Annotated in this window: 20 protein-coding genes; 8 read left to right on the forward strand and 12 right to left on the reverse strand. The window is 41.3% G+C overall.

The genetic code is table 11. The features are described from left to right. From HP439_RS04355 to HP439_RS04365, 3 genes are read right to left on the reverse strand one after another with little or no spacing between them, the layout of a single operon-like run. Positions 1 to 771: a DUF5683 domain-containing protein gene (locus HP439_RS04355; protein ID WP_172389126.1), complete on the reverse strand. Its 771-nt coding sequence runs from the start codon at positions 769 to 771 to the stop codon at positions 1 to 3. Continuing rightward, complete coding sequence (locus HP439_RS04360; protein WP_172389127.1) at positions 771 to 1,688, reverse strand: ParB/RepB/Spo0J family partition protein; 918 nt, start codon at positions 1,686 to 1,688, stop codon at positions 771 to 773. The genes HP439_RS04355 and HP439_RS04360 overlap by 1 nt, the downstream gene beginning before the upstream one ends. 1 nt (position 1,689) lies before the next feature. After that, the gene (locus HP439_RS04365; RefSeq protein ID WP_172389128.1) at positions 1,690 to 2,487 is read right to left on the reverse strand and encodes a ParA family protein; all 798 of its coding nucleotides are present in this window, start codon (positions 2,485 to 2,487) and stop codon (positions 1,690 to 1,692) included. A gap of 218 nt (positions 2,488 to 2,705) precedes the next feature. Between HP439_RS04365 and HP439_RS04370 the strand changes: the two genes are divergently transcribed. The 5 genes from HP439_RS04370 to HP439_RS04390 all read left to right on the forward strand — a co-directional run bounded on the left by HP439_RS04370 (position 2,706) and on the right by HP439_RS04390 (position 6,879). Continuing rightward, complete coding sequence (locus HP439_RS04370) at positions 2,706 to 3,230, forward strand: NADPH-dependent FMN reductase (RefSeq protein WP_172389129.1); 525 nt, start codon at positions 2,706 to 2,708, stop codon at positions 3,228 to 3,230. Between the two features lie 238 nt (positions 3,231 to 3,468). Continuing rightward, on the forward strand, positions 3,469 to 4,491 hold the full coding sequence (locus HP439_RS04375; protein WP_172389130.1) for a c-type cytochrome: 1,023 nt from the start codon (positions 3,469 to 3,471) through the stop codon (positions 4,489 to 4,491). 22 nt (positions 4,492 to 4,513) lie between these two features. Next, positions 4,514 to 4,975, forward strand: a complete 462-nt coding sequence (locus HP439_RS04380) for a DsrE family protein (RefSeq protein WP_172389131.1) — start codon at positions 4,514 to 4,516, stop codon at positions 4,973 to 4,975. A 29-nt stretch (positions 4,976 to 5,004) separates the two neighbouring features. Next, entirely contained in the window at positions 5,005 to 5,919 is a 915-nt protein-coding gene (locus tag HP439_RS04385) for a substrate-binding domain-containing protein (RefSeq protein ID WP_172389132.1), read from the forward strand. A 33-nt stretch (positions 5,920 to 5,952) separates the two neighbouring features. Further along, positions 5,953 to 6,879 carry a LysR substrate-binding domain-containing protein gene (locus HP439_RS04390; protein ID WP_246229229.1) on the forward strand — a complete coding sequence of 309 codons (927 nt, stop codon included), beginning with the start codon at positions 5,953 to 5,955 and terminating at the stop codon, positions 6,877 to 6,879. A 108-nt stretch (positions 6,880 to 6,987) separates the two neighbouring features. Here HP439_RS04390 and HP439_RS04395 read toward each other — a convergent pair whose 3' ends face one another. From HP439_RS04395 to HP439_RS04410, 4 genes are all read right to left on the reverse strand, one after another. Then, complete coding sequence (locus HP439_RS04395) at positions 6,988 to 7,818, reverse strand: UDP-2,3-diacylglucosamine diphosphatase (protein ID WP_172389134.1); 831 nt, start codon at positions 7,816 to 7,818, stop codon at positions 6,988 to 6,990. A gap of 253 nt (positions 7,819 to 8,071) precedes the next feature. Further along, on the reverse strand, positions 8,072 to 8,713 hold the full coding sequence (locus tag HP439_RS04400; protein ID WP_172389135.1) for a 4'-phosphopantetheinyl transferase family protein: 642 nt from the start codon (positions 8,711 to 8,713) through the stop codon (positions 8,072 to 8,074). 171 nt (positions 8,714 to 8,884) lie between these two features. Next, the gene (locus HP439_RS04405; RefSeq protein ID WP_172389136.1) at positions 8,885 to 9,400 is read right to left on the reverse strand and encodes an RNA polymerase sigma factor; all 516 of its coding nucleotides are present in this window, start codon (positions 9,398 to 9,400) and stop codon (positions 8,885 to 8,887) included. A gap of 989 nt (positions 9,401 to 10,389) precedes the next feature. Further along, on the reverse strand, positions 10,390 to 10,839 hold the full coding sequence (locus HP439_RS04410) for a hypothetical protein (RefSeq protein WP_172389137.1): 450 nt from the start codon (positions 10,837 to 10,839) through the stop codon (positions 10,390 to 10,392). 307 nt (positions 10,840 to 11,146) lie between these two features. On the opposite strand from HP439_RS04410, the gene HP439_RS04415 reads away from it, so the two are divergent. Together HP439_RS04415 and dcd are read left to right on the forward strand one after the other, a co-directional pair. Beyond that, positions 11,147 to 11,431: a hypothetical protein gene (locus HP439_RS04415; RefSeq protein ID WP_172389138.1), complete on the forward strand. Its 285-nt coding sequence runs from the start codon at positions 11,147 to 11,149 to the stop codon at positions 11,429 to 11,431. Positions 11,432 to 11,511: 80 nt separating this feature from the next. Then, positions 11,512 to 12,048: a dCTP deaminase gene (dcd, locus tag HP439_RS04420; protein ID WP_172389139.1), complete on the forward strand. Its 537-nt coding sequence runs from the start codon at positions 11,512 to 11,514 to the stop codon at positions 12,046 to 12,048. A gap of 69 nt (positions 12,049 to 12,117) precedes the next feature. Here dcd and prfB read toward each other — a convergent pair. The 3 genes from prfB to HP439_RS04435 form a co-directional block, all read right to left on the reverse strand. After that, a protein-coding gene (gene prfB, locus HP439_RS04425; RefSeq protein ID WP_172389140.1) for a peptide chain release factor 2 occupies positions 12,118 to 13,201 on the reverse strand; the annotation gives its coding sequence in 2 pieces (ribosomal slippage) (positions 12,118 to 13,140 and positions 13,142 to 13,201; 1,083 coding nt in all). An 82-nt stretch (positions 13,202 to 13,283) separates the two neighbouring features. Next, the gene (locus HP439_RS04430) at positions 13,284 to 13,940 is read right to left on the reverse strand and encodes a response regulator transcription factor (RefSeq protein ID WP_172389141.1); all 657 of its coding nucleotides are present in this window, start codon (positions 13,938 to 13,940) and stop codon (positions 13,284 to 13,286) included. A 10-nt stretch (positions 13,941 to 13,950) separates the two neighbouring features. Then, a complete protein-coding gene (locus HP439_RS04435; RefSeq protein WP_172389142.1) occupies positions 13,951 to 14,949 on the reverse strand; it encodes a sensor histidine kinase in 999 nt (332 codons plus the stop codon). A gap of 258 nt (positions 14,950 to 15,207) precedes the next feature. Here HP439_RS04435 and HP439_RS04440 point away from each other — a divergent pair, with 258 nt between their 5' ends. Beyond that, on the forward strand, positions 15,208 to 15,684 hold the full coding sequence (locus HP439_RS04440; RefSeq protein ID WP_172389143.1) for a ferritin-like domain-containing protein: 477 nt from the start codon (positions 15,208 to 15,210) through the stop codon (positions 15,682 to 15,684). 203 nt (positions 15,685 to 15,887) lie between these two features. On the opposite strand, the gene HP439_RS04445 is transcribed toward HP439_RS04440, so the two are convergent. Together HP439_RS04445 and HP439_RS04450 are read right to left on the reverse strand one after the other, a co-directional pair. After that, entirely contained in the window at positions 15,888 to 16,778 is an 891-nt protein-coding gene (locus tag HP439_RS04445) for an SDR family oxidoreductase (protein WP_172389144.1), read from the reverse strand. A gap of 106 nt (positions 16,779 to 16,884) precedes the next feature. Further along, positions 16,885 to 17,122, reverse strand: a 238-nt coding sequence (locus tag HP439_RS04450; protein WP_216657762.1) for a hypothetical protein, incomplete at its 5' end; no start/stop codon positions are given.

Below are 17,122 nucleotides of genomic sequence, written 5' to 3' on the forward strand. Positions count from 1 at the left end.
TTAGTTCAAATTCATCGTCAGCTTAATCCCCGGACTGACACCATATCCGCCCAGTAGGTTACTGTTAGCATAGCCATAGGAAGGCATTAATGTCGGGCTAACTTTCATCGTGATCGCAGAGCCGATACTCCAGCGATTTTTCAGCATAGAATCCACGTAAGCCTCTACGACGTTTAAACCCCACCAACCCGCTGTCACTAAAATTGTCAAATCTCGGTTACGACGAGCATAATCCTTTTGCTTAACGAGCCCTTCGATGGTTCTATATCCTCGTAAATCAGGATCCCTACTTTCAACCTCACCGTTATTTTCCACGCGGTATGCCAATTCATCTAGAAACTTGGTGTAATACCATTGCCAATAATCGAACACCAAATATCCACCCACAAACCCGCCATAAATGACAGGTACCTTTACCCACCATAAGCCTTTATTGGTGTGCTGCCCCCAACCTGGAAGAATCAAAGAACGCTTCCATGCTACACGCGAAAGGCGCTCTATCTCTAGGCGCGCCGAATCCTTCTTTATTCCTTTATAATAATATTTTTCTCTTTCCTTTTCCGCCGCTATGCGTGCCCTGCGCTCTTTACGCGTTTCCTCCACGGTATCCTGCTCAGAAGGTTGCTCACCAAGTTCAACGGAATCAATCTGCACGGAATCCATAGGTACTTCAATCGGTACCCTTTTAACAGTATCAGGTTGAGAAGGTTCCTGTGCGACTCCTGAATTTTGAAGTCCTACAAAAAAAAATAATAAGAGTAAATATCGCATTACCAATCTAATAACTCTAGGATACGACTAAGGTCATCCTCACTATCAAACGGAATCTCAATAGCGCCCTTTCCCTTGCTATTTTTCAGGTTCAATCGTACCCGTGTCGAGAAGCGTGATGCTAAATCATCCTCAATTTTTTGATACTGAAAATCAAGCTGCTTGCCAACCGGATTCTTCTTAGGTTTACTTTGCTCTTGAATATTACGCACCAATATCTCGGTCATCCTAACGGAAAGACCTTTGTCTATAATCTCTTGAAATACGAACAACTGTTTCTCGATCTCTCCTACATTGATCAATGCTCGCGCATGCCCCATAGAAATCTGTCCATCGCGAATCCCAGCTTGAATTACTGGAGGAAGCTTCAAAAGACGTAAGTAATTCGTAACTGTAGAACGATTCTTACTCACACGCTCACCAAGTTGATCCTGCTTTAGGTTACATTCTTCAATCATGCGTTGAAAACTCAAAGCAACCTCAATAGCATTTAAGTTTTCGCGTTGGATGTTTTCGATTAGTGCCATCTCCAGCATCTGCTGATCGTTGGCCGTACGCACATATGCCGGAACATCCTCGATTCCTGCCATCTTGGACGCCCGTAATCGACGTTCCCCACTTATAAGCTGGTATTCGTTTTTACCAATCTGACGAACCGTTATAGGCTGTATTAGGCCCTGATTAACAATAGAATCCGCCAACTCCTGCAAAGATTGTTCATCGAAATCCGATCTTGGCTGGAACGGATTGACCGCTATCTGGCTAATTTTTATAAAATTAATGCTCCCGGCAGCTGTATTCGTCGATTCTTTGTTTACTGGCGCCGCCGGCTGTTTGCCTTTAGAGACTTCTATATCATCAGACTGCAACAAAGCTCCTAAGCCTTTCCCTAATCCCGTTTTTCTCTGTATTGCCATATTATACTGTTGCTTTTTGCGATTCCTCGATTACCAGGCCATTTTTCTGCAAGATCTCTCGCGCTAAATTCAAATAATTGATCGCGCCTTTACAGGACGCATCGTGCATAATCACAGAAATCCCAAAACTTGGAGCCTCACTTAAACGCGTGTTACGTTGGATGATCGTTTCAAAAACGAGGTCCGCAAAATGGGTACGTACTTCTTCGACTACTTGATTTGACAAGCGCAAGCGTACGTCATACATCGTTAGCAAGATGCCTTCAATTTCCAACGATGTATTTAACCTAGATTGCACAATTTTAATTGTATTGAGTAGTTTACCAAGTCCTTCAAGTGCAAAATATTCACATTGCACCGGAATAATTACAGAGTCAGATGCCGTCAGCGCATTAATCGTAATTAGGCCGAGCGACGGAGAGCAGTCGATAATGATAAAGTCATAATCGTCTTTAACCTCCGCTAACATTTTCAACATTTTAAACTCTCGTTCTTCCATGTTGATCATCTCAATCTCGGCTCCCACCAAATCTATATGAGCAGGTAATAAATCGAGATTTGGTGTTTCGGTAGCTTGGATAGCATCACGCGGATCTAAATCATTGACTAGACATTCGTAAACACTCGATTTTATTGCACGAGGATCAAACCCAATACCGGAAGTTGAGTTGGCTTGTGGATCCGCATCAACAAGTAACGTTTTATGTTCCAAAACGGCTAAACTTGCCGCAAGGTTGATTGACGTTGTTGTCTTACCTACACCACCCTTTTGATTAGCAATTGCTATTATTTTTCCCATGAGATTGAAATCCTTTCTAAATCTAACTATCAATGTCAGACGTCGTCCCCAAATTTAACCCAAATTTACATTTCCCAATCAAAGGAAATGCTTAAATGATGTTAAAATTAGTACTTTTGACAAAAGTCCTTTTACCACTGACTAAGGTTGCTAAGATACAAAAAAATAGCTTTACCACTCAATATGCATAAAAGGGTTTTTAAAGCAAATGATATCGAATGAACTTAATTATATCTGGAACAAACAGAGAAAAGAGCAACTCTTTAAAAATTGCTAATTATTATCTACAGCAGTTACGAGCCAAAGACGAAGGCGACTGGGAGATACTCTCACTGATCGACATCCCACATCAACTTGCTTTCACCGATCTTTATGGGAAGCGCAGTGAAACCTTCGAACCAATACAAGCTAAAATATCGGGCGCACAGAAATTCGTTTTCGTTATTCCTGAATATAATGGGAGCTTTCCAGGCATTCTAAAAACCTTTATAGACGCATGTTCATTTCCTGCTTCATTTTACCACAAGAAGGCTGCTCTGGTGGGGCTCTCTTCTGGGAAATATGGAAACATTCGCGGCATCGATCATTTTACTGGCGTCTGCAACTACATGCGGATGCATGTACTCCCTTTAAAGATTCACATTCCTCAGGTACAAAACGAGCTCGATGAGAAAGGAAACTTCACCGATGCCCTCACGGTGAAATTTATCAATGAACAGATCAGCGAGATAATACACTTTTAACACTCACTCTTCTATTCTTCTACCTACTCTCGTGGATCATCGACATCCAAGTAATGCCCATTTCGGTAAAAATGACTATTATAACGACAGATATACTAGAATTTAAATGCGTCAAACGAAGATGTGAAAATCAACTGATTTTTACTTACAGGTAACCACATTATTACCATAACAATTTGTTATATACGATAATAAAGTATCATTTCTAACGCAGCTTTATTATGGCGACATTTGTTTTATGCTAACATCTAAACATAATAATGAAACATTCCTCGCTATCAAAGGTGTCGTTAGGCAGATCAAAGTAATAGCTATTTTATGTATAATACTTTTGAGTATTACGCTTACAAATATTCATCTAAGTAGTGGGTCTGAAGGAACAATACCGACAAACAATAACTCGGATTCCGTAAAAAATACCATTATATCAGATAATTTTGACATCCCTCCTTTCGACGATTCACCAGAAGGTAAGCTTGCTGAATACGGCCACCGTTTAATTACTGAAACGTACGCATCAATCGGCCCAGAAACTGACCACAAGATTACAGGGAATCGACTCTCTTGCTCAAGTTGCCATTTAAACGGAGGCACCAAACCGCACGCCGCGCCGTATATCGGTCTCACGGGGCTATTTCCCATTTACGTAGGCCGAGAAAACAAAATTGTGTCATTGGAGGAACGGATTAACGGTTGCTTTGAACGTAGTATGAACGGTAAAGCTATCGATGTGAATAGTACAATCATGCGCGCAATGATCAGCTATATTAAACATATTAGTCGAGGAACCCCGGTTGGTCAACGATTAGAGGGCCAAGGTTTTTTGACCATAAAAATCCCTGAACGGTCCGCCAACTTAAAAAATGGCGCTTTAGTTTATAAAAACACATGTGCAAGCTGTCACGGCGACAAAGGACAGGGTTTATTAGGTACCAACGGCAACCGCGATGGCGGCTATATCTACCCGCAGCTATGGGGGGAAGACACGTATAATGACGGAGCGGGCATGTCTCGTATTCTAACCGCAGCAAAATTTATCAAAGGGAATATGCCCCTTGGAGTCACATCCGATGCGCCACAGCTCAGTGATGAACAAGCATACGACGTAGCCGCGTACATCAATAGTCATGACAGACCCAAGAAAGCAAACAAAGAACTCGATTATCCGGATTTACAAAGAAAGCCAAAGGATTCTCCATATCCACCGTACGCCGACAATATTTCTGTAGAACAGCATAAATACGGGCCTTTCAATTTTTAAATAGCATATAAATTACATCACAATGAAACAAAAAATCATTTTCCTAGCATTGCTAGTCTGCTGCCTGAGCACGCAAGTAAAAGCACAAGACGCACTGGCGTTAAACAAAGAATATACTGGCGCAAAACCTACATTGACGGTATATCGCGTTATTTATCAATTAGATTCAGGCTCACCAGAGATTATAAAAAAAGCGATTCGAAATATAAGCAACTTGCTTAACGACCCTCGATTACAAGGAAAGCTTGAGGTCGAACTGGTCGCGTTCTCAGGTGGTACCGAAGCGTTTAAAAAGAATAGCGAGTACGAGGAAGCTATAAAAAAGTTAGTGAATCAAGGTGTAAAAGTAGTGCAGTGCCTGAACACATTGAAAGAACGCAACATCAAAAAAAGTGAACTATACGACTTTCTAGCATTCGTTCCCACAGGAAACGGGGAGCTCGTTATTCGCAGTCAACAAGGCTGGACCGTTATCAAACCATAAACAATTTTATAATGATAATCTATTTGAAAATGATACAACATTGTATTCTTTTAGTTTTTATACTATTCTTTAATGAAACGCTATATGGACAAAACGAACATCGTTTTGATCCGCCATGGAATACGCCTCCAAAATCAGCCGTTGAGTTCACCATTCATGGCATCAATAATGTCCCTGATCTATATGGAGACATCGTGGATCCACAGCTCGTTATATTTTTCGCGGGCAACCAGTTTATGTGTATTGACGAGCTCCTGACGGGTTTTAAAAAGCAAAACCCGCAAATCGAACGCATTTTTGTAGAAACGCTACCCCCCGGCATCCTAGCTAAACAAATTAAAGGCGGTTCGCTTACTATTGGAAATTTACGTGTAACACATAAACCGGATATCTTCGCGGCAGGTAAAGCAAGAATCGACTCAATGGCTGAGTATTTTAGTCGAACTGAAACATATGCCTACAATGGATTGACTTTGATGGTACCGGAAGGTAATCCAAAAAATATTCGAAGCATTGATGACCTTAGGGATCCGAAACTCAAGGTAGCGATGCCCAATCCCGCCTGGGAGGGAATTGGAAAACAAATCGAAACAGCGTACGTTAAAGTGGGTGGTGAAACCCTTCGAAAAACGATTATGGAGCAAAAGACAGCGGACGGCAGCACCTATCTTACTCGAATTCACCATCGCGAGAGCCCGCTCCGTATCCTAAAAAACCAAAGCGATGTAGCACCCGTGTGGACGTCTGAGGTTATCTACCAAAAAATGATCGGCAACCCAGTCCAAGAAATCGCCATTCCTTTAGAGCACAACATCAAAGCTAGTTATGTTGCTGGTAGACTTAAGGCTGCTCCACGACCTGAGGCGGCTGATTTATTTATCGCCTATTTGGTTTCTGATGAGGCTAAAGCAATTTATCGAAAATACGGTTTCGAGGTTGAATAAGTTCGGGGAAAAATATTTTGTTTATAATTGAATATGATTAACGTTGACTTCAAGATATTGGTATTCATTTCGGCCGCCCGACATTTAAATTTTACTCGGGCGGCAAAGGAAATGAATATCTCCCAACCCGCTGTAAGCAAAAATATTCAAGAGTTGGAGTCGCAAGCAGGGCGTAATCTTTTCGAACGTAGCGGTCATCGTCTTGGGTTAACGAAGGCTGGAGCCCTGTTTCTGGAACACGCTTTGAAGATTACAGCGGTTTATCAAAACTTCAATTGCGAACTAGGATTGATGGAAGGGATTTTGTCAGGAGAGCTTAGACTCGGTGCGAGTACAACGCTTGCCCACTTCATCCTTCCGGATATCATAGCGGCTTTCCATCTTGCCTTCCCCAACATTACACTCAATGTGTTACAGGGCAATACTAGGAACATCGAGGATTTTCTAATTAATCACACCATCGACCTCGGTGTTGTAGAAGGACTTTCGGACAATGTAGCGATGAAATATGAGACATTCCTGAAAGATGAAATTGTTTTGGTCACGCGTCGAGAGAATCCGAAAATCATTCCCGGACAATCTATCGACACGGCTCAGCTATTGGATTTGGAATTTGTCTTGCGCGAACAGGGCTCTGGCACCAACGATGTTATCCGTAGAGCGGTAACCAATGCCGGTATATCTTGGCAAGACCTACACGTGAAAGTTCATCTAGCGAGTACTGAAAGTATCAAAAGCTTTCTGCGTAAAACGGACTGTTTTTCTTTTCTATCTGTTTACGCTATACATAAAGAAATACAAAACGGCGAGTTGGTTGTTGTTGAGGTCGAGAACCTATGCATGGACCGGAGCTTCTACTTTGTACGTCCACATGGAGTTATAGGTCATCTTCCCGAAGCTTTCCGCCGGTTCAGCATGACACATTATGCGAAAAACGGCATATTCACCCCTGGAGAATAACATTAACGAATTAACGTTAGGTGAGACGCATCAGCGGGTTCTTCTATCACCCGCATTGCATATTTCACAGGTACATTTCCCTGCATCTAAAGATTAACAAATGTACTGTCACCGTCTGTCACTGATTATGTTGTTTAGTAACTGTTCCATATTATGCCGAAACGCGACAGCACTTTCTTTGTACTCTCCCAAGAAATGCTTTTGTTCCTCGTAATTAAAAAGTGTCCATTCACCTTTGTTGTACTCGAGTGCGGTCAAATTCTCTATCCAATCCCCTGAATTCAAATATACGCAGCTTCCTTTTTTCGTCTCAACAGTACGCATCTGTGGCTGATGAATATGTCCACATATTACATAATCATAGCGGTTTTCAATCGCAAGATGAGATGCAGTTTCTTCGAAATCAGAAATAAACCGTACGGCTTTTTTAACTGAATTTTTAATCTGCTTAGAAAGGGAGTACTTCTCCCGACCTAGCCCCGTAAGCATCCAGTTAATGACATTGTTAAGCTGAATCAATCGATCGTAGCCCCATCCGCCAAGCTTAGCCAGCCATTTTGTATGTTGAATCGAGGCATCAAAAACATCCCCATGAAAGATCCAAACCTTTTTCCCGTTTAGCTCAAGAAGCAAGCGGTTAGTAAGGCCAATATTACCAAATTGCATTTTACCGAACTTACGCAACATTTCATCATGATTTCCCGTAATATACGTGACTTCGCAGTCTTGATAGGCCATGTCCAGGATGTATTTCAACACGCCTAAATGCGATTCGGGAAAGTAACTTTTTCTGAACTGCCATATATCAATGATATCGCCATTAAGAACTAGCTTTTTCGGATTGATAGAGGACAGGTATTGCATAAGTTCGCGAGAACGGCAGCCATATGTTCCAAGGTGCACGTCTGAGATGACAACTAATTCAACGTCTCGTTTCATAACGGTTTTTTACAAAGTACGACAACCAATATGAAAGCATCATTTACAGAGAGTTAACAAATCGTCAATTTTTCAAAAGATTGTCCATTATTCTATACCGAATCTGACTAAACGTGGCACGGCGCGGCGAATATACGCGATTAGGATACTCTCGAATCCTTGCACGCGATATACCCATGTTCAGAAAATAATCGTCGCTTGAAATAAATAATAGAAGGGGTTTTTCTCGAGAATTATGCAACCGCTGCTGATATTATCTTGCGCTAGTGACATAACCCAGCATGTATTCTTGAAATTTTTCGTAATATACTTGGAAAGAAGTTACTGTATCTTCTTTTGTAAGCTCAAGTGTCATAACACCCTGCGGTGCGTAGGTAAACGGTAAGATGCGCATGTTGCCTAAGAAAGAAACGCCTTTATTTCCTTGCAATTTATAGACGGCCTCCTTGGCACACCAACACGCGTAGAGCTGTTCAATATTTTCGGGTTGAATGAAGCTAAGTTCTTCTTCAGAAAGAAACTTCTCTTTGATCCGTAAGACTTTATCCTTCACAATTTCCAGGTCTAAACCACACGGCCCGGCACTAGACATGAGCACCCCCGCGTAGTCATAAGAATGCGTTAGTGAAATTTCGTATGAATAATCGGGAAGATAGGGTTTACCATTTTGATCAGAGGGGCATGAGATATAATTGTCCGTGCGTAACAGATAGCGCAGAAGCACTCGCGTCGCCAACCAATGCAGCGTTCTTTTGCCCTTGCTCAAGCGTGCTAACTTCTCACACTCATCATTATTGAGCTGCAAACGAGCGCTTAATTCTTGCTCAGTTTCTTCAATTTTCCAAATTGCAAACTTGGTCTCTGTGTCGAGTTCTCGTAAATACACCAATGCCATTGTTAAATGTAAGAACTAAATACGAATCCACCAACAATGCTGCGGTGGATTCATCTAACAAGTCATGCCTTTACACGCCTGATATACATTGCGGCTTCTTAGGGGCGCTTAATATATTAGTCTTCTGGGGACAGCGAACAGTAAAAGCGACACAAGGATGGACTTATTTTACTATCCAACCTTCTTATAAACGGCCAGTTGCTTTTGAAGGAACTTACGCGTGCAGTGTATCCTCGTCTTGACCGTTCCTTGAGGCATGTTAAATTGATCCGCGAGTTCCCGATATTTATAGCCCTCTAGATATCGTAAAAACAGTTCGGCATTTTCCTTTGGCAACTTGCTCATGGCGAATAAAATATCGTCTGCCACAAACTTATCTTCGACAGTGTTGGCGGATGCTGGCTCTAGAGCGCCGTCATTTTTACAAGAAAAGATCTGAAAATTCTCATATTGTGTTCTTTTCTGGATTCGACGGTACTGGTTTATATAGACATTTTTCATGATTACATATAACCATGCCACCAATTTAGGGTGGTTAATAAATTTATCAATGTAGCGAAGTGACCGAACCATTGTTTCTTGCACAAGCTCTTGAATTTCTTCGGGATCTTTGGTGAACTTATAAGCGATGTTCTTAAGGATTCCCTCGTTCTTCTGTAATGCGATGTTCATTTGTCTACGTTCCATAAATATTGATTTTAAGTTTACCATGTTAGACCATGAACACCTCAAAAAAAATGCAAAAACTATCAAAAATCAACGTCCTCGATTAACGGACAATCAGCTCTTGTATTTATACCTTCTCCAAATAAGTAGTTATTTTAGGAAGGAAATTTAGGCTCTTAATAGGATAGGATAGAACAAATACATATTCTTTGCAGCATGAATTAAAAATAATTTAAAAACAAAATAGGTAGTTGTTTTTCTAAATACCGAGAAAATACCTTCTAAAAGGGCTAACACGAATTAAGCGCGCATTTCTACCCGTATTTAATACAATTTTTAAAAAAAAGGCCCCTTTGTATGCTATCAGAGTACGAATCGTCTATTAATGTCTCAGAAAAAGAACACTAAAGCGCGGGTGTCCTGCTTTACACCGGATATGCACTAATTTTCGTACAGATAGCTGCCCCGTGGATCGTTATTGTCACCGGTTAGGAAAACCATTCAAAAAAAACCAATACATTCTATAGGCGTTCATTATAAGAACAGCTAAGAATATCACTATTCCAGCACGATAACCTAGCGGTAGCATAGACAAGACTAATATAATTTAGGAGATCGATATGATTAAAATCGCATTTTTAACAGCACTCCACTTAGAGGATACTTTATGTGAGCGTCCTGCCGTACGAACTTTAAAGCAGGATTTTCCATATCGCGATAGTATTATAATAGGGCTACCAAGCACGCAATCATCTCTAAGCCGCTACAACTATATAGATCCAGATCAATCTTCCGCACTGTAAGCTGTACTCCCATTTACAACAAGAAGATTGGGTCGATAACATCAAGCTATTGAAATGCGTTACACCTACAGGGTTTGTACTTTGACCACTTGAAAAAATTCATTTTGATGCTTGGAACATATTTTCCATAGTTCGTTGAGCGAGACCAAAAAAACATACCCCTAAATACTCCAAGAAAACAAACGTAAACGCCACGTTGTAGGTTTATTAAATAAACAAAGAACTAACCTCATCCATAGGGTTCGTCCCAGGCTCCACTATCGGGTCTTTAGCGGGCACAGCCCTGGGCGATCGTTCTCCTGGAACTCCTGTATCGGGCTCCGGCTCAATTTCTACACCAGTATCGGGCTTTGGCTTTTCCTGCGGCGATACATCTGGCTTTTCCTGCGGTTGATTCTCTTCGATCTCTTGAAGATCTGGGTTTTCACGTTTTAATGGTTCGACATCCGGCTGTTCAGGGGGTAAATTTTCTACGCGCTCCCCGTCATCTGGAAGCAGCTCCGCATCTATTGACGTCGGTTGCGTAGAAACAGGCATCGCAGATATAGCTTCGCCGTTTTCACTCCGCTGTTGGTTTTTGTCTCCTTTAGGGTTGGCTATCGTAGTAGCGATAAGGGAACCTTGCCCACCCTCGCGCACATATTTCAAAGTTTTCATATCATTTTGTTTTTTTGTTCTATTAGAACCAGTTCTACCGGAATTAGTTGCTCAGGAAAATACCTGAAATAATGATTAAATACCTCACAACCTGATAAATATTTTATAATCAACATAATACGATAAAAAACATCATAAAATCCGATCGATTATAAAACAGAAACAATCTCGGCCCGCGTTTCAAAAAAAAGAAAACACCCGATAGCGCCCAAAAACTACTTGTTGAAAAAAAAGAGGAACCATTTCTTGTCTATACCATTCTATATGAAAGATGACTACGTGGTAAAATAATCTAAAAACAAGGACTATGGAAAATTTTAAAAACAAAGAAACGGAAAACCAGTATCATGGGGAGACTCATTGCTGTAAGAATGATGTTATGCCCTCGAAGGCTTATCTTTGCCTGGCGGGCGCGGCGTTAGTCGCGGGAGGAACATTGAAATGCATAGGACATAAACACATGGGGCTGTTTATTGGACAGCTCGCTGCTCCTATTTTGCTTTGTGGAATCTATCACAAACTAATTATCCCGAACGAACACGAAAAACTGAAAAACATGGATGAAAGTAGTCAATCCACCACCACAAATTAAAGTTGTCTGAATAGAAGCAATAACGTATTTTTGAAATCCTATTTTTGACTAATCTGAAAACAGGAATTTGAAATCGTAGCATGATATTATCAGACAAAAGAATTCTAGAAGAAATAGAGAAAGGATCGATCGTTATTGAGCCTTTTGACCGAAAATGTTTAGGCACAAATTCCTACGACGTACATTTAGGAAAGTACTTGGCTACATACAAAAGTGAGGTCTTGGATGCAAAAAAACATAATGAAATTGATCATTTTGAAATACCAGCAGAAGGATTCGTCCTAGAGCCCGGAACACTTTATCTTGGTGTGACGCTAGAATATACGGAAACGCACGGCCATGTGCCGTTCTTAGAAGGCAAGTCTAGTACGGGGCGTCTAGGCATTGATATCCATGCGACAGCCGGCAAGGGCGACGTGGGATTTTGCAACACGTGGACGCTAGAGATCTCGGTCGCTCATCCTGTCCGAATTTATGCAGGGATGCCGATCGGCCAGCTCATTTATTTCGTAGTTGAGGGGGACATTGAAACGCTCTATAACAGCAAAGGAAACGCGAAATATAACAATAAAACTATCCGCCCAGTAGAAAGTATGATGTGGAAGAATTCTTTTTAAGAATGATCCAACGCAGATCGACTAGAGCAGAGCGCCAGAAAGAAAATTTCTAGCGCTCTATTCTATAGCTTACCCGCCGAATTCCATTAGGTAGGCTTTTAAGAATTCATCCAAATCACCATCCAATACTGCCTGCGTATTTGATGTTTCTTGGTTGGTACGTAGGTCCTTAATAAGCTTATAAGGATGCAGGACATAATTTCTTATCTGCGATCCCCATTCAATTTTCTTTTTCGACCCTTCAATAGCCGCGGTCGCCTCCCGACGTTTACGCATCTCTATCTCATAAAGCTGAGATTTCAACAAACGCATTGCGTTTTCTTTGTTCTGCAGCTGCGAACGCGATTCTTGGTTTTTGATGATGATCCCTGTCGGTTTGTGATGCAAACGTACGGCCGTCTCCACTTTATTTACGTTTTGTCCACCGGCCCCTCCTGAACGGAAGGTATCCCACTCCACCTCGGCATCTTTTACTTCTATTTCTATATTATCATCTACGAGCGGATATACATAAACGGATGCGAATGAAGTATGTCGCTTTGCATTGGAGTCAAATGGAGAAATACGCACTAAACGATGCACACCATTTTCGCCTTTTAGATATCCATACGCAAAATCGCCTGAAATTTGTAATGTCACCGTTTTAATGCCGGCAACATCACCTTCTTGATAGTCTTGCTCAGATACTTTGCAGCCATGCTTCTCGCCCCACATGATGTACATACGCATAAGCATCGCCGCCCAGTCACAGGACTCTGTTCCTCCGGCACCAGCAGTAATTTGCAAGATAGCGTCAAGCTGGTCTTCTTCTGCTGAAAGCATATTTTTGAACTCAAGCTCTTCGACATCGGCAAGTGCCTTTCGATAATGCTCTTCCCCTTCTTGTTCGGAAGCATCACCAGATTGCACAAACTCATACATTGTTGCAGCATCGTCAACTACCGAAGAAACCTCGTCAAATTGGTCAGTCCAAATTTTTAAATTCTTAATTTCATGCAACACTTTTTCTGCTGCTTTAGGTTCATCCCAGAAGTCTGATTGTAGGGTTATTTCTGTACGAGAACCGATTTCTTGTTTCTTGACATCGATGTCAAAGATGCCTCCTCAGAGACGTAACGCGGTCCCTCAAGTCTTGTAATTGTTCTTTGGTCATGCCCAAAAGTAAAAATTAAACAACAAAATTCGCAACAAAATAAATATCCTATGCACGAGGTAATCAGGGCTTATAAAATTAACTATTTAACAAGCCCAGTTTTTACCGCCATTTTTATTAGAGAAGCTGAGTTTTTTACTCCCGTTTTATCAATTAGGTTCTGACGATGTCCCTCTACGGTACGTTTGCTTAAAAATAATCTCTCGGCAATTTCTAAGTTCGTGAAACCTTCACTTATGTACTGTAAAACCTCCAATTCGCGTTGGGTAATATCCATTTCTGCTAAAAGCGTATCTACATCGGACCTGGACGTTGGCGCATCACGCATTTTATCTAGTAGCATCATTGATATTTCTTCGCTCAGATATCGGCCTCCCGAATACACGTGCTTCAGCGCAAAGAGTAATTCTTCATAACCTATGTTCTTGACCAAGTAACCTAAAGCTCCATTTTCAAACGCCCTAAAGACATGCTGACTATTATTGAGCATGGAGAGAACGACAACTTTTATATCGGGGTATTCGCTTCCAAGTCGTCCAATAAGCTCGATTCCATCGATCCCTTCCATGCTAATATCTGTGAGCACAAGATCTGCCTTCATCCCCGAGTTTAATAAGGCCAGAACCTCATTTCCATTATTAGCTTCACCGACAACGCCTAGGCCGTCCTGAGATTCAAGAAGCAGCTTTATTCCGTTACGGACTACCTGATGGTCTTCAGCTAATATTATTTTTATCATAGGTGTTTAATTATTTTATACGTAATTTTATCTCTACTGAGCTTTTACCGGATGCTTTACTTATAATAATCGTTCCGGAATAAAGCGCTACTCGATTATTAAGAATTTCCATTCCCGTTCCTCGATTCAACAAAATTTCCATTTCAGTTGCAAAATGTTCACAGTCTATATCGAAAGACATAACAAGGTTCCGATCTTTAACCCTGATATCGACACGTACTTGTGTGACCTCGCGGTGAGACACGCACTTAGCAAGCATTTCCTGCATGATTCTATATGCGCTGTAATGCACCTCGCTGGATACGGCACTGATCCGCGGATCAATAATAATCTTGAACGTTATATTATGGTTACCCAAATTAAATACAAGATCATCAATCGCGCTAGTGAACCCTAGATCATGTAACACAGAGGGGCGTAAATTGTTCGCCAAATCCCTAACCTTTCCGATAACATCATTAAGCATCCCTTTAATTGGCATGATTTCTTCGCTGTATCCAAAGGATAGAAGAAATCGCTGCAGTGAAATGCGAACAGCGTATAATTCCTGCGCAATTGTGTCGTGCATGACCTTCCCGGCATGCTCACTTTCAAATTTTTGAAAATCAATTAAAGATCGATGGAACCGCTCTGTTTCCTTGTCGGCGTCGGAGCTCTGCTTTTCAAAAAACATCATCATCAGAGCAACGTCATGCTCCTGGACATCCAATCTATTTACTGCAATTTTCACCCTTTTATTTACATCATCATCTCGTGGGTTGAATTCTATCTCCAGTGGCTTAAAACTTTGCTTTTCCCCTGGGCTTAAAAACTTAGACAGTTGTTTTTCAATAGATTTAGGCAAGTAGTCAAATGTAGTATACTTTTTGAAATCCTGACGTGTTCTAGATAGAATTTTACAAAGATAGTCGTTATGTAATAAAGGTTTCCCCTGCCTGTTTGTTAGCAAGTATCCAATCTTTTCACCTTGACAAAGATTGAACATAATAGAAACATCGTTGATAGTCATTTGTTGTTTATCTTCTTATCTCGTAGGTAAGTAAAGGTCGAAACAAAAATCAATCCTATAAAGGAAATAAAACACCTGATAGCATGTTGATTTATACCTGAATTTCTCGAAACTACTGCGGGTATTTTACGCGTGAAACACGTAAACAACTCGTTCGTGTGAATGACTTATACCTGATTTATTCAGCAAAACACCTAAATGAAATTACATACTCAACCAAATGTCAGAGTCTTGTGTTCTTCTATTAAAAGCACTATTATGGAAGATTTAAGAGAACTTATACAGGACTTGATCCAAATTAATAATGACCGTATTGAGGGTTATAATAAAGCTGCAGAACTACTCCCCAAAGATCATAATGAAGATTTACACAGCAATTTTGCACGATTTAGAAATCAATCACAAGATTTCGTTCGAGAGCTTGAACCGTTTATTGAGATGGAAGGTGAGACAGCCACGACCAGCACGATGGTCAGTGGCAAACTATTCAGAATGTGGATGGGTATAAAAACAAGCATCACTGGTCACGATCGACTCTCTGTATTAGAAAGTTGCGAACGCGGAGAGGATGCTTTCAAAAAGGCATACACAGAAGCGCTTCAGGATGCTGATGAGATACCGGTCGCCCTATTGAACACAATAAGACATCAATCTGAGGAGCAATACATGGCACACGATTATATCAAAACCGTACGCGATGCTGCTCGGCAGGAACCAAATGAGCTGGGTTTATAGCTCTGATACATTCTAGTCGCTCCGGCAGTTGGAGTAACTAAAAAAGAAAGCGGTCAATGATTTTTCATTGATCGCTTTCCATTTTCCCTCCGCTAGACATCTACATGTAATCAAATTGAAAAGGGAGATCCTCAAGCCCTTGCTTTTCGGTTCTCCGTCCGTTTTTTCTTTTTACTGGCGCTAAGTGGCGGTTACCAATGTTTTTAAATTGTCGGCCTTCCCCCCGTCGCCGGGATCGTCGCTCCGGAAATATACGAAGCGGCGTCAGAAGCTAGAAACACATAAATGGCTGCCATTTCGGCGGGTTGGCCGGGCCTCCCCATGGGTGTATTCTCTCCGAATTTCTCATGGCTTGGAATTGTGCTTGGAATTAATGGTGTCCACACAGGCCCCGGCGCTACCGCATTTACACGAATTCCAGAACCGTCTTCAAGGAACATCTGGGCTAGACTTGATGTAAAGTTTTGTATCGCCCCTTTACTTGCCGCATAAGGTAATAACGTTGGGTTGGGGCTATAGGCATTTACGGAGGTGGTATTAATAATAGATGCACCGGGGGACATATAAGGCTTTGCATGCTTTACAAAATAAAACATAGCGCTCATATTTGTTTCGAAGGTTTTATTCCACTCCGAAGCAGTTATTTCTTCCACCGTCTGATATGTCATTTGATAAGCCGCGTTGTTAATAAGAACATCTATCTTTCCGAAAACGTCAACTGCTTGCTGAACAATTTCTTTACAAAGTGATTCATCGCGGATATCTCCTCGAACCAAAACGGCCCTTCTCCCAGCTTTTTCTACCCATTCTTTTGTATCCAGTGCATCGACATCTTCCATTGGATCTTTGTAGGAAATAATAATATCCGCGCCTTCTCTGGCCATGGCAATAGCTACCGCTTTACCGATTCCTGAATCGCCGCCAGTAATTATCGCTACTTTGTCCTTTAAAATATCAGAACCTTTATAGCTGTGCTCGCCATGATCAGGAATGGGCTTCATCTCGCTTTCCACTCCTGGTGGATCTTGCGGTTGTAGCGGGAAGGGCGGTTTTTCATAAAGGTCTTTTGGGTTTCCTTTTTTTTCAGTGTCCATAATATCTTAGTTTTTTACTATGTAGCGAATAAAAAATAAGATGACACCTAAACGCGGCATCACCTTAAATTTGAATTATATGTAGAAAATAGATTGCAATTTACTCCTAGTTCATCGGAGGTGTAGGGGTCGGCATAGGCTGCCCTAACGTATCGGTGGTATCGCGTCGCATCGTATCCATTGGATCAACGCCGTCTGTCGGAGCGTCGATGGGATCGTCGATTGTTTCTGAATCATTTCTATTTTCGGGGTTGCCACATGCAATCAGCATGCTACTAAAACACACTGCTGTTAGGTAAAACATTGTCTTTTTCATAGTGTTCGTTTCTTGTTTACATTCAATT

Origin of the sequence: Sphingobacterium shayense (assembly GCF_013179575.1) — a bacterium.
GTDB classification, from domain to species: domain Bacteria; phylum Bacteroidota; class Bacteroidia; order Sphingobacteriales; family Sphingobacteriaceae; genus Sphingobacterium; species Sphingobacterium shayense.

Coding starts and splice junctions, on each gene's coding strand:
- HP439_RS04410 (WP_172389137.1), bottom strand. CDS start 10,839: ATGAAAACTTTGAAATATGTGCGCGAGGGTGGGCAAGGTTCCCTTATC.
- HP439_RS04375 (WP_172389130.1), top strand. CDS start 3,469: ATGCTAACATCTAAACATAATAATGAAACATTCCTCGCTATCAAAGGT.
- HP439_RS04430 (WP_172389141.1), bottom strand. CDS start 13,940: ATGATAAAAATAATATTAGCTGAAGACCATCAGGTAGTCCGTAACGGA.
- HP439_RS04405 (WP_172389136.1), bottom strand. CDS start 9,400: ATGGAACGTAGACAAATGAACATCGCATTACAGAAGAACGAGGGAATC.
- HP439_RS04365 (WP_172389128.1), bottom strand. CDS start 2,487: ATGGGAAAAATAATAGCAATTGCTAATCAAAAGGGTGGTGTAGGTAAG.
- HP439_RS04400 (WP_172389135.1), bottom strand. CDS start 8,713: ATGGCATTGGTGTATTTACGAGAACTCGACACAGAGACCAAGTTTGCA.
- HP439_RS04445 (WP_172389144.1), bottom strand. CDS start 16,778: ATGGACACTGAAAAAAAAGGAAACCCAAAAGACCTTTATGAAAAACCG.
- dcd (WP_172389139.1), top strand. CDS start 11,512: ATGATATTATCAGACAAAAGAATTCTAGAAGAAATAGAGAAAGGATCG.
- HP439_RS04395 (WP_172389134.1), bottom strand. CDS start 7,818: ATGAAACGAGACGTTGAATTAGTTGTCATCTCAGACGTGCACCTTGGA.
- HP439_RS04415 (WP_172389138.1), top strand. CDS start 11,147: ATGGAAAATTTTAAAAACAAAGAAACGGAAAACCAGTATCATGGGGAG.
- HP439_RS04360 (WP_172389127.1), bottom strand. CDS start 1,688: ATGGCAATACAGAGAAAAACGGGATTAGGGAAAGGCTTAGGAGCTTTG.
- HP439_RS04390 (WP_246229229.1), top strand. CDS start 5,953: ATGATTAACGTTGACTTCAAGATATTGGTATTCATTTCGGCCGCCCGA.
- HP439_RS04370 (WP_172389129.1), top strand. CDS start 2,706: ATGAACTTAATTATATCTGGAACAAACAGAGAAAAGAGCAACTCTTTA.
- HP439_RS04385 (WP_172389132.1), top strand. CDS start 5,005: ATGATACAACATTGTATTCTTTTAGTTTTTATACTATTCTTTAATGAA.
- HP439_RS04380 (WP_172389131.1), top strand. CDS start 4,514: ATGAAACAAAAAATCATTTTCCTAGCATTGCTAGTCTGCTGCCTGAGC.
- HP439_RS04355 (WP_172389126.1), bottom strand. CDS start 771: ATGCGATATTTACTCTTATTATTTTTTTTTGTAGGACTTCAAAATTCA.
- HP439_RS04435 (WP_172389142.1), bottom strand. CDS start 14,949: ATGACTATCAACGATGTTTCTATTATGTTCAATCTTTGTCAAGGTGAA.
- HP439_RS04440 (WP_172389143.1), top strand. CDS start 15,208: ATGGAAGATTTAAGAGAACTTATACAGGACTTGATCCAAATTAATAAT.